6 protein-coding genes are annotated in these 12,665 nt (G+C 63.4%); 3 read left to right on the top strand and 3 right to left on the bottom strand.

Annotation, left to right across the window (positions count from 1 at the left end; all coding sequences use genetic code 11):
* Positions 1–2 precede the first annotated feature (2 nt).
* The 3 genes from AC1DSN_RS03760 (at position 3) to AC1DSN_RS03750 (ending at position 5,333) form a co-directional block, all read left to right on the top strand.
* Positions 3–773, top strand: coding sequence for an RDD family protein (locus tag AC1DSN_RS03760; protein ID WP_477329644.1), 771 nt, complete (start codon positions 3–5; stop codon positions 771–773).
* A 120-nt stretch (positions 774–893) separates the two neighbouring features.
* Positions 894–3,248, top strand: a complete 2,355-nt coding sequence (locus AC1DSN_RS03755; protein ID WP_477329642.1) for a Tex family protein — start codon at positions 894–896, stop codon at positions 3,246–3,248.
* 288 nt (positions 3,249–3,536) lie between these two features.
* Positions 3,537–5,333 (top strand): autotransporter outer membrane beta-barrel domain-containing protein, encoded by a 1,797-nt coding sequence (locus AC1DSN_RS03750; RefSeq protein WP_477329640.1) that lies wholly within the window; start codon positions 3,537–3,539, stop codon positions 5,331–5,333.
* 122 nt (positions 5,334–5,455) lie between these two features.
* On the opposite strand, the gene AC1DSN_RS03745 is transcribed toward AC1DSN_RS03750, so the two are convergent.
* The 3 genes from AC1DSN_RS03745 to AC1DSN_RS03735 form a co-directional block, all read right to left on the bottom strand.
* Positions 5,456–6,307, bottom strand: coding sequence for a YbaY family lipoprotein (locus tag AC1DSN_RS03745; RefSeq protein WP_213949146.1), 852 nt, complete (start codon positions 6,305–6,307; stop codon positions 5,456–5,458).
* Positions 6,308–6,630: 323 nt separating this feature from the next.
* Positions 6,631–9,672, bottom strand: a complete 3,042-nt coding sequence (locus AC1DSN_RS03740) for a TonB-dependent receptor (protein WP_477329639.1) — start codon at positions 9,670–9,672, stop codon at positions 6,631–6,633.
* 487 nt (positions 9,673–10,159) lie between these two features.
* A partial coding sequence (locus AC1DSN_RS03735; protein ID WP_477329637.1) for a TonB-dependent receptor domain-containing protein occupies positions 10,160–12,665 on the bottom strand: 2,506 nt, incomplete at its 5' end.

Here is a 12,665-nt window from a genome sequence, read left to right as displayed (position 1 = left end):
CCATGCAAGTCTGGATCGGACGTAACGGTGAGCGCTTTGGTCCCTACACGGACGACGAAATCCGTCAGTGGCTGCGTGACGGCACCTGCCGCGCCGACGAACTCGGCTGGTACGACGGCATGGTCGACTGGCGTCCGCTGGGGGAGCTGTTCCCGGAAGAGCGCCCCGCCGCCGCCGAGGGCGTCCCACCCATGCCGCCGTCTCCGCCGCCCTTCCTGGGCGTCACCGACGTGGCTACGCCGGAATACGCGGGCTTCTGGCTGCGTTTCGGCGCCTGGGTGATCGACTACCTCATCCTCATCGTGCCGTTCACCTTCATCGCGCTGGGCATGGGGCTCAGCGCCATCGCGACCAGCTTCATGGAGCAGATGAAGACCGACCAGGTCGCAGCGCTGCAGGCGTACGGCGAGGCCATGCTGCCGATCACTTACGTCCTGATGGTCGTCGGCTTCGTGTACTACACGCYCTTCGAGGCTTCGAAGTGGCAGGCCACCCCGGGGAAGATGGCCGTCGGCATCCGCGTCACCGACACCGAGGGCCAGCGCATCTCGCTCGCCCGCAGTGCCGGCCGCAATGCCGTACGCCTGACCAACGTGCTGCGCTTTCCGGTGCCGCTTCCGCTGATCTGTTACGTGGTCGCCGCCTTCACCCAGCGCAAGCAGGGCGTGCATGACCTCCTGGCCAAGACCTACGTATTGACGGGTCGTGCGGACCAGGCCACGGCGCCGGTCGCCGCGCCACGCAACGGCGATAGCGGCCGCTTCGACGCCTGATCGCCCTGCCCGCCCCGGCCTCCCGGCCTCCCGGCCTCCCGGCCGGGGCCTCGCCTGTGCTTGCTATCATCTACGGCTCGAACCGACGTTTCGGCCGGCCGAGCAACGCACAGGAACCACATGCAGAGCATCGAACAACGAATTGCCCAGGACATCGCCGCGAAGCCCGAACAGGTTCGCGCAGCGGTGGAACTTCTCGACGGCGGCGCCACCGTGCCGTTCATCGCCCGCTACCGCAAGGAAGTGACCGGCGGTCTGGATGACATTCAGCTGCGTCTGCTCGAAGAGCGACTGCGCTACCTGCGCGAGCTCGAAGACCGCCGCGCTGCCATCCTCGACAGCATCGTCGAACAGGGCAAGATGACCGACGCCCTCAAGGCGGATCTGCTCAGCGCCGACACCAAGGCGCGTCTGGAGGATCTCTACCTCCCGTTCAAGCCCAAGCGCCGCACCAAGGCCCAGATCGCCCGCGAAGCCGGCCTGGAGCCGCTCGCGCTCGGCCTGCGCGAAGACCCCACGCAAGACCCGGAAACGTTCGCTGCGGGCTTCGTCGACGCCGATAAGGGCGTTGCCGACACCAAGGCCGCCCTGGACGGCGCGCGTGCCATCCTCATGGAGTCCATCGCGGAAGATGCCGCGCTCGTCGGCGAACTTCGTGACTGGCTGTGGGAAAAGGGCCAGATCCGCGCCGTCGTCGTTGCCGGCAAGGAGAATGAAGGCGCCAAGTTCCGCGACTACTTCGACCATAGCGAAGCCGTGTCGAAGATCCCCTCGCACCGCCTGCTCGCGCTGATGCGCGCACGCAACGAAGGTGTGCTCGAGATCGACCTCAACCCCGGCACCGACGCCGACCAGGGCCATGCCGAGGGCGAAGGCCGTGTCGCCGCGCGTGCCGGTATCGTCAATCGAAACCGCGCTGCCGATGCCTGGTTGCGCGAAACCGTGCGACTGACCTGGCGCGTGAAGCTGCATCTCCACCTCACGCTCGATCTGTTCGGCCGCGTGCGCGAAGGCGCCGAGGACGAAGCCATCCGCGTGTTTGGCGACAACCTGAAGGACCTCCTGCTCGCCGCACCCGCCGGCGCGAAGACGGTCATGGGCCTGGATCCGGGCATCCGTACCGGCTGCAAGCTGGCGATCGTGGATGCCACAGGCAAGCTGGTCGCGTTCGATACGATCTACCCGCACGAACCGCGCAACCAGTGGGATCAATCCGTGGCGCGCATCGCGCAGCTGAGCAAGCAGCACGGCGTGAACCTCATCGCCATCGGCAACGGCACCGCCTCGCGCGAGACCGACAAACTCGCGGCGGAAGTCATCAAGAAGCACGCCGACCTCAACCTGTCCAAGGTCGTCGTCAGCGAAGCAGGCGCGTCGGTTTACTCCGCATCCGAGTTGGCCTCCAAGGAGTTCCCGGACGTCGACGTGTCGATCCGCGGCGCCGTTTCCATCGCGCGCCGCCTGCAGGATCCGCTGGCCGAACTGGTGAAAATCGAACCCAAGGCCATCGGTGTCGGCCAGTACCAGCACGACGTGAACCAGGTGAAGCTCGCGCGCGCCCTGGACGCCCGCGTCGAAGACTGCGTGAACGCGGTGGGCGTCGACGTCAACACGGCATCGGCACCCCTGCTCGCACGCGTGGCCGGCCTGTCCAGCAGCGTCGCGGAAAACGTCGTCAAGCACCGCGATGCCAACGGTCCGTTCCCCAGCCGCAAGGACCTGCTTAAGGTACCTCGCCTCGGTGACAAGGCCTTTGAACAGTGCGCGGGGTTCCTGCGTATTTCCGACGGCAGCAATCCGCTGGATGCCAGCTCGGTGCATCCGGAGGCGTACCCGGTGGTCGAGCGCATCCTCAAGCAGTGCGGTCGCGAAGTGAAGCAGGTGATCGGCGATACGTCCTTCCTGCGCAGCCTCAAGCCCGAAGACTTCACCGACACGACCTTCGGCGTGCCGACCGTGCGCGACATCCTCAAGGAACTCGAAAAGCCCGGTCGCGATCCTCGCCCGGAGTTCGTCGCGCCCAGCTTCGCCGAAGGCGTCGAGGACCTGAAGGACCTGAAGGTCGGCATGGTGCTCGAAGGCCGCGTGACCAACGTTGCCGCGTTCGGTGCCTTCGTCGATATCGGCGTCCACCAGGACGGCCTGGTTCACGTGTCCGCGCTGTCGCACACCTTCGTCAAGGATCCCCGTGATGCGGTGAAGGCCGGCGACGTGGTCAAGGTCAAGGTCATGGAAGTGGACCTGCCGCGCAAGCGCATCGCCCTCACCATGCGCCTGGACGACGTGCCCGGTGAAGCCCGCGGTGGCCGCCCGGCACAGCCGAACGATGGCGCGGCCGGTGGTGGTGGTAGTGGTGGCGGCAATCGTCGCGGTGGTCAGGGCGGCGGCAGCCGTCCCCCGCAGCCACCCAAGCCCGCCGCCGCACCGGCGAACAGCGCCTTTGCTGACGCGTTCTCACGCGCCCAGAAGAAATAAGACGACGCTTCCACCGGGCGGGGAGCGCCCGGTGGAAGCGCACTTATTCGGCAACTTCCGAGAAATTTCTTAACGCCCACGGCTTCTCCCGCTCAGGTAGGAGCCGATTCRTCGGCGAAAGGGTGCCCGCCACAACTTGGCCCGCTGCCGCGGGATCGCCGATGTATCGGCTCCTACATTTCACGGCCACGACCTGCGTGGCTGCCGGTGCGGCGGCGCAGCATGCGCCGGCGTATGGCTTCCATTACCGTAACGTTTCTCTAACGCCCCACACACGGAGTGATCTACATGCGTATTCGCTATCTTGCCGGTGCCATTGGTACGGCCCTTCTGTTCAGTGCCGGGGCGCACGCCGACGGGTTCAACCAGGTCGTTTCGTTCGGCGACAGCCTGAGCGATAGCGGCAACGTCTCCATTCTGTCCGGCTCACCGGTCATTTCCCGCTTCACGACCAATCCGGGCTCGACCGCCGTCGAGAACATCGCGAAGTACTTCAATCTCTCGCTGAACCCGTCGCTGGCCGGCGGCACCGATTACGCCTTCGGTGGCGCCCGCGCCACCATCCCGAACCCGGTTCCGGGTACCGGCGCGCAGATCCAGCAGTACCYGACCTCGACCGGCGGCAAGGCCGACCCGAACACGCTCTACACCATGTGGATCGGCGCCAACGACCTTCTCGCCGCGACCGCCAACCCGGCTACCGCGCAGGTTGTCGTCGCCACCGCCGCGTCGCAGGAAGTCGGCCAGATCAAGGCACTGCAGGCCGCTGGCGCGAAGACCATCGTCGTCTTCAACCTGCCAGACGTCGGCAAGACGCCCGCGGCCATGTCGCAGGGCGCCGCTGCTTCGGCAGGCATCACCCAGCTGACCCAGGTCTACAACGGCATCCTCTCTGGCGGCCTGGCCTCGGCCCAGCGCGGCATCGTGCCGATCGACACCTACGCGCTGCTCAACGAAGTCATCGCCAGCCCGAGCACCTACGGCTTCAGCAACGTCACKGTGCCGGCCTGCACCACGGCCAGTTCGATCACCTGTACGCCGGCAACGCTGCGCGATCCGAATGCTGCGTCGACCTACCTGTTCGCCGACGGCATCCATCCGACGACGGCCGCACACGCCCTGCTCGGCCAGTACGCCCTCTCGATCATCGAAGCACCGCAGAAGATCTCGCTGCTGGGCGAAGCCGGTCTCGCCACGAGCGAAGCGCACACCCGCGTGCTGCGCAACCAGATGATGGCCGACAACTTCGGTGCCGGTACGCGCGTCTTCGCGTCGGCCGAATATGGCCAGCAGACGTTCAAGAGCGGCGACACCTCGCCGAAGACCGACAGCGACAACGTCAACCTGACCATCGGTGCCGACGCCAAGGTCAATGAAAACATCTCGGTGGGCGTCGCCATGGGCGTGGCCTCGACCAATGCCGATTTCTCCGGCGGTGGCGGTTACAAGATGACCGATCTCGCCGGCTCGGGCTACGCGTTCTACCACGCCGGTGGCGGCTACGTCGGTACCTTCCTCAGCTTCGGCCAGCTGAGCTTCACCGACATCGACCGTCGCATCGACCTCGGTGCCGCGCGTCGCACGGAAACGGGCAAGGCTGACGGTTCGCACGTCGGCGGTGGCCTGCAGGGCGGCTGGTGGTTCGGTAGCGAGACGCTGAAGACCGGCCCGTTCGTCAGCCTCACCTTCGAACAGCTGCGCGTCGACGGCTATAACGAGTACGGCGGCGACAGCACCGCGATGAACTTCGGCAAGCAGACCCGTAACTCGCGCATCGCCACCGCCGGCTGGCGCGTGCAGGGTTCGTGGCAGTCCGGTAACACCGTGCTGCACCCGTTCGCAGAAGTGGCTTATAACCGCGACGGTCGTGCCGACGCCCGTTACATCGATGCCGGGCTCATGAGCATGAGCGGCAGCTTCGAACTGCAGGGCTTCACGCCCGATAAGACCTGGGCCACAGCGGACCTCGGCGTCACCGCCGACCTCAACCAGACCTGGAGCGCCTGGGCTGCCTACAGCGGCCGTTTCGCCGACAAGACCCAGCGCGACAACAGCCTGAACCTCGGCGTGAAGATGGCATTCTGATCAAGCCGACCAAGGGGATCCCTACGTGGGATTCCCTTGGCGCTCTGTGTGGGAGCCGCTTCAGCGGCGAAAAAAAACGCCGGCGCAAGCCGGCGTTTTTTTGTCTTCGCGAGTAGTGCGAATTACTTCTTGCCGTTACCGCCGGCCTTCGCGTACATCGCTTCGGCCTGCTTGCGCAGATCGTTGGCGGCGTCGTCGGAGAGGACGTCGGTCTTGCTGCCGGCCTGGTTTTCCTTCAGGACCAGCTCACCGGCATCGTTCCAGCCTGCGCGCTCGGTCGAGGTCGGCTTGCCGTCCTTGCTCGGCTTCTTCTCCTGAATGACGACCCAGGGCTTGCCGTTCTTGTAGGCGAAGTCGGTAGCAGTGAAGCCCTTGTCGCCGTAATCGACGAGCTCGCGCACGAACTGGACGTCGTTACCCTTCTTGAAGATCTGCCAGCCATGGGACTCGCCGTCTTTCAGCGCCGTGCCCTGGGTGACCTTCATGCCGCCGATGTTCTTCTTGACGCTGTTGAAGCCGTTGAGCTCCTTCTCGCCCGGCGTGGCTTCGCCGACCAGCTGGATGTTCGCGACGTTCTTTGCGCCCTTGGTCAGGACCGGGGTCTTCAGCGGCGACGAGTAATGACGATCACCGTCCTGCAGGGACACCTCGACGATGTACATGTCGTTCGGATTGAGGTCCGTGGCATTGAAGTCGAGCTGGAACTGCGCCGGCAGGGTCACCGGGGCGATCGTCTTGGTCGCCAGCGGCTGCGAGCCTTCGGCGGTCACGTCGATCAGCTTCAGGTCGAGCTTGGCGTCTGGCGAAAGCTGGGCGCCAGCATCACGCAGGGAAACACTGCCGGTAACGGCGTTGGCCGGGCCGGACGCCTCAGGCGTGCCACCCGCGGCCTGCTGGCCGTTGTCGGAAGAGCCGCCGCAGCCGGCGAGGGCCAGTGCGGCCACGGATGCGAGCGACAAGAAAATCCTGCGCATGGTCGAACCTCGTAACGGAACGGAAAGAAGGTATGAGTCACGGAAGATACGCGCGCGCATGGCGCAAGACCTTCCGGGGGGAACCTTGGAGCATACCGGCAAATGCGCCGCTGGAAAAGTCAAGGGTGAAAATCCCTAGGAATTCGTAACTGCGGGCCGGTTGGCAAGCTGGCAGTCAGAAATGCCGAAAATCGGCAAGCCCCTGATCGACAAACGGTTTGCGAACAGACCACTTCCAAAAAAAAGGCCACCCGAAGGTGGCCTTTTCTTGCGATCCAGGCCACCAACCCGAAGGCTGGTGGCTTCGATCCGACTTCGATGGATCAGAAGTCGTAGGTGATACCGAAGCGAGCGTAACGCGGGGTCGACGAGAACACCGTCGCCTTGTAGTTCGACTCGACGCCCGACGAGGTACCAGCCTGCGGATAGATCTGCATCGTTTCGCGGCTGTTGAACACGTTGAACACCGTGATGTTGAACGCGAGCTTCTTGTCGGCCCAGACCGGACGGTACTCAGCGCTCAGGTCGAACAGGTAGAGCCACGGGGTGTGACCCATGGAACCCGGCGACGACGGCTGACCGTAGCAGTAGTGATAGAAATCACCGTAGCCGACCGGATCGGACTGATCCGCACCGTACTGACCAAGGCACGACTTCGGCGCACCCGACGAGATCGACAGGTTGCCGGAGAGCAGGAACTCTTCCGTCAGCTGGTAGGAGCCGTAGGCCTTGACCACGTGACGGCGGCTGTTGGACAGCTCGCCACCCGAGTATTCCATCAGCTGCGGGAAGTCCCAGTCGACCGTCGCCGAGACGTCCTTCTGGTTGATGTCCGAGCGGACCTGACCTTCCGAGTTGCCGTAGCTCTTCGAGTAGACGTAGTCGAGCTTGCCGTACCACTTACCATCGAACGGATGCTCGAGGTACATCTCGAGACCGTAGTAGTTACGCTGCAGCTTCGGGAAGCCGAAGTCGCCATTCGACACGTTGGCCTGGTAGTAACCACCCTGCGTGTTCGGCACCAGGAACTGCGAAGCGCGGCCCGGGTTGAACAGGTAGCTACCCTGGATCGTACCGATCGTGGTCGGATCGACGCCCTGGTTGATCAGCGTCTGACGGATGATGTCGGAATCGCCGACGTCATCGATGGCGTTACGCAGCTTGCGCAGCGTGGCCTTCGCGCCGTAGACCCACTTGTCGCCCAGGGTCTTGTCGAAGCCGAGGATGAACTCATCCTGGTATTCCGACTTCAGGTTGCGCGAAGCAGCCGTGTTCGGATCGCGCTGGATGCCGTACTCGCCGTTGGCCGAGATCGGGCCGCCGGTGGCGGTCTGGATCGGGGTCAGGCCGGTCGGCTGGCCGAGCGAATCGATACCCGTGTAGGTGAAGTACTCGCGGGTGTAGAGCGACTGACCTGCCGAACGCAGAGCGACCGATGCCGGCATCGCGAGGTAGTAACGACCCGCGTTGGCGTAGATCTTCAGGCTGGAATCGCCGTTGACATCCCAGGTGGCACCGAGGCGCGGCGCCCACTGCGGGCTACGCAGGCGCAGGTACGCCGAACCGCTCGTATCGTAGTTGGTGAACTGGTCGTTACGCAGACCGACCTTCACCAGCCAGCGGTCGTTGACCTGCCAGGAATCTTCGATGTACTGCGCGCGCTGCGTCGTACGGACCGAGGCGGTGGTGTTGAACTTGTACTTGTCGACGAAATAGCCGCCCGGACCCGGGTTGCCGACGTAGTTGCTCGCGCCCGGCTCGCCAACGATCGGCGCGCCTTCATCGGTCTGGCCGTAGACCCACGCATAACCCGGACCGGTGGTGAACTGGCCGTCGTCCTTGTCGCGAATATTCTGGTTATCGATACCAGCGGTGATCGTGTGATCGCCGATGTGATAGCTCAGATCGATGCGCAGGTTCGTGTTGGTCGACTTGTGGTTCGCAGCGAACGACGTGGCAGCCGGATTGTCGTTCGTAATCGGGTTGCCGCCGTTCAGCGCCGGATCCTGGAAGGCCGGGCTGGTGATGTGCGGGTTGGTCGACGACGAAACGTCCGTCGAGTACGTGCCCTTCATCTTGCCGTAGAGGGCCGTCAGGGTCAGGTCGTCCGTGATGTAGCTGGTGAACTTGGCCGAGTACAGATCCGCGCCGGTCTTGTTCAACGTCGGGTTACCCGAGGTGTCCTGGCCGATGTACGCGCCGCGCTGCAGCGTGTTGTAGTCGAAGTTGTACTGCGAAGCGTTGTAGTTCTGCTTGTTCGACGCACCGGTAACTTCGAGGATGTTGCTGTCGGTGATGTTCCAGTCGAGCTTGGCGTAGTACTTCGGATTGCGGGTGTGCTGATCCTGGTAGGTCGGCGTGTCCTGGGTCTTGACGTTGGTCGCCTCGGTACGCTCCTGCTCGGCGGCAAGGAAGATGTACAGCTTGTCCTTGATCAGCGGACCACCGACGTAGGCCGACTCGACGGTGCGGGTCTGCTTATCGCGCTGGTTGTACTTGTAGATATCGCCGGCGGAATGGTTGGGGCTGTCGATCACATAGTGATCGTTACCCGGTGCCGAGGCGGCGCCGCTGGGTTCCCACAGGATCTGTGCACCGAAGTGCCACTCGTTCGTGCCGCGCTTACCGACCTGGCTGATCACGCCACCGGCCGAACGACCATAGGCCGCACCGTAACCGCCAGCGAGGATTTCCTGCTGGTCGATCGCGCCGTAAGGCAGGGTGATGCCGCCGAAGCCGCTGAGCGGATCCRTGGTGTTGAAGCCGTTGATGTAGTACGCGTTCTCGGTAACCGAGCCGCCCGCGATCGAGACCAGGCTGTTACCGGTCGGACCCTTGAAGTAGCCGCTACCACCGACAGCACCCGGAGCCAGCAGCGCGATCGCTTCGGCAGTACGGGCGAGCGGAAGCTTGGCGAGCTGCTCGGAGGTGATGACCGTGCGCGAGTCGACCGTCGAGACGTCGACCGGCGGCAGGCTGTTGGCGGTGACCGTGACCGAGTCGAGCGACTGCGCSGAKGCGGCGGTKGCTGCGGCGGCRAACGAGACGTCCGAACCCTTGCCAACCGTCAGGCTGACGTTCTTGCGSGAATCGACGACGGCGCCGTYGCGCTTGAGGTCGACGTTGTACGTGCCGACGGGCACGTTGCTGATCTGGAAACGGCCCGACGCGTCAACCGGGATTTCGCGGTTGAAGCCGGTGTTGCCGGTGATCTGAACGGTGTCGCCCGGCTGGGCGGTACCGAAGATGTTACCGCTGGTGGCCTGGGCGAAAACGACGCCCGTGCTGCCCAGACCCATCGCGAGGGCAATAGCCAACGCCGAATGACGCAGGGCGGAACCCTGCCGGATGATGCGAGAACTCATGAGCAAATCTCCCCAGATCGACCCAACCGGGTCTGAAAACGAGCAAAAACCGACGCCAGGCCGGTAAAAAATTGGCGGCCTCGTCGGTGCTCGTTTCAAGGGGATGGAATCACCGCCACTCCTCCCAGAGTGACAAGCGCCCCCATAAAAACTGCTCCCGACAAGTCCTACGACTCGTACTGAACGGGAGCAGCATCACAGTTTGTGAATGCCCCGCCCAGATTCGTCGATGCCGAACATAGGCTTAGGGGGCTTGTCGTGTCAACAAATTATTTACAACGGCACACTGTCTACGTAACGCTTGGGAGAGCGCTATCTAACGATGAAATCCTTATCTGACAAGCACCTGACTCAAAAAGGCCACCGGGAAGCCCGGTGGCATCTGGGGAGACGCTTGGCATTCCGGTCCGTGGATGCTTTGTTCTGGTGACTCGTTTGTTCTGTTCCGGTGAAGGCCACCGGGGTGGATGCCCCGGTGGCGATGTCATCAGAAGTCGTACGTTGCCGTCAGTCGTGCGTAGCGCGGGGTCTGGTAGTACTGACCCAGGTTGTAGTTGTTGAGCACAGTCTTCGGGATGGACTCATACGGAGAGAAGCTGGTGAGCGGCTTCCGTTCGTTGGTGACGTTGAAGACGCTGAGGCCGAAGGCCACCTGGTTGTCGAACAAGGACGGACGGTAGGTCACAGCGAGATCAAGCTGGCGATACCACGGATTGCGCGTCTTGCCGGGAGGCGACGGCTGGCCGTTGCAGTTGTGGTACGACGAGCCGTAACCGATCGGATCCGGATCCGCATTGGCATTTTCATAGCCAAGGCAGGACTTCGGGGCACCGGACGCAAGGCGTAGGTTGCCGGAGATCAGCCATTCCGCGGTCAGCTGGTAGGCGCCATACGCCTTGAGCTGGTGCGTACGGTCGTTCGTCAGCAGGCCATTCGAGTTCAGCATCAGCTCGCCCGAATCCCAGTCCTGGGTCTTCGAAATATCGGTCTGGCCGATGTCGGACTTGGTCTGGCCTTCGGTATTGCCGTAGCTACGCGAGAAGGTGTAATCGATGCGACCCTGCCACTTGCCGTTGAACGGATGCTCCAGGTAGAGGTCGAGCGCGTAGTAACGACGGATCGCCTTCTGCTGGAAGCCCCACTCTTCCGAGTTCATCGTCACTTCGGTGCGACCCACGCCGTTGGCATTGGCCAGGCTGAAGGTGTTGGTGAAGCCCGGATTGAAGATCACGCAGCCCGGAATCGTGACCGAGTCCGGATCGATGCCTTCGGACGCCAGCTTGTCGCCGATCCGGCCGGTGTCGCAGACATCGTCGATCGCCGTACGCAGCTTGCGTACCGTGATCTTGGCGCCTGTAACCCAGTCGGCACCGAGCATCTTGTCGAATCCGAGGATGCCTTCGTCCTGGTACTGCGAGCGGAGATCACGCGCCGTCACCGATTCCGGATCGATCGCCTGACCATACTCGCCGTTAGCGGAAACGGGGCCTGGGCCAAGAGCCGTCAGGCCGGTCGGGCGACCCTGCGCGTCGATGCCGGTATAGGTGAAGTACTCGTCCGTGAACGTCGAGGGCGATGCACCGCGGACAGCCACATTGTTGGGCAGTGCGAGGTAGTAGCGACCCAGGTTGCCGTAGATCTTCAGCGAGGAATCACCGAAGACGTCCCAGGCGGCGCCAAGACGCGGCGCCCACTGCGCGGCGTTGTTGACGAACGCGCGGCCGGAGTCGTTGTAGTTCTTGAAGCGGTCGTTGCGCACGCCGATGCTGAGCAGGACCTGGTCGGTCACCTGCCAACGGTCTTCGAGGTACTGGGCGCGCTGGTCGAGTGACATGCTGGTCACCGACGAGAAGACGCGCTGATCGACGTAGTAGCCCTGACCACCCGGTGCGCCGACGCCCAGCGACGAGCTGATCGGGTTGTTTACGTTGGCTGCAGAGGCCTTGCGGTAGCGCAGGTAGTAGCCCGGGCCGCTGGTCGACTGGCCGACGCTGTCGCCGGAGTAATGCATGTTGTCGATACCACCGGCAAGGTGATGGTCGCCAAGCTGCCACTCGAGATCGAGGCGGAGGCCGCGCGTGTGGCTACCCGCACCCGGATCCTGAGAAAGGTTCGAGGTGTTGAGGTTAGTGATGGGACGACCACCGTTGAGCGCCGGATTCTGAAGGTCCGGGCGGTCGATGTAAGGCTGGTTGACGATGTTGGGCGTCGGATTCTGCAGGTAGTCGGTCGTCCAGCTCTTGCCGTAGGTCGCAGTCACGGTCACGTCGTCGGTGACGTAGCTGGTGTACTTGGCAATGGCGTACTTCGAATCGAGCTTGGTCGTATCGGCGGACGATCCGAGCGCCGGACCCTGCGAACGGGTGGGGTAGTCGTAGTTGTAGTAGGTGCCGCGCTGCTCGTCGGTCGAATGAATACCCGTCAATTCCAGGATGTTGGAATCGTTGATGTTCCAATTGAGCTTGGCGTAGTACTTCGGAAGGTTGTACGTATAGTGGTTGTTGGCGACCGGGTTGGCTTCCACCGATGCCGTCGACACACCTTCCGACTTCTCCGCTTCAGCCGCGATGAAGAAGAACAGCTTGTCCTTGATCAGCGGGCCGCCGGCGTACGCGCTATACGTGGTCGTCCACTTCGTGTTGTCTGCGCGGTTGCGGTAGATCGTGCCGGCCTTGCCGGGGGACTGGTAACCGTAGCCAGCGGGCAGCGTAGCGTCGCTGTAGTAGATGCTGCCCGGCGCGGACGCGGCGARCTTCGGCTCCCACAGAACCTGTGCGCCAAAATGCCAATCGTTCGTACCGCTCTTGCCAACCTGGGAAATCACGCCGCCATCGGAGCGGCCGTACTTGGCGCTATATCCGCCTGTGTAGACTTCCTGCTGGTCGATGGCGCCGTACGGCAGGCCGACACCGCCGAGATTGCGGTAAGGATCAGTGGTCGCGTAGCCGTTGACGTAGTAAGCATTTTCCGAAGCACCGGAACCACCGAACGAC

This window comes from Luteibacter sp. P4_D7_3 (assembly GCF_056401735.1).
This window is presented reverse-complemented; position numbering and strand designations above follow the sequence as displayed.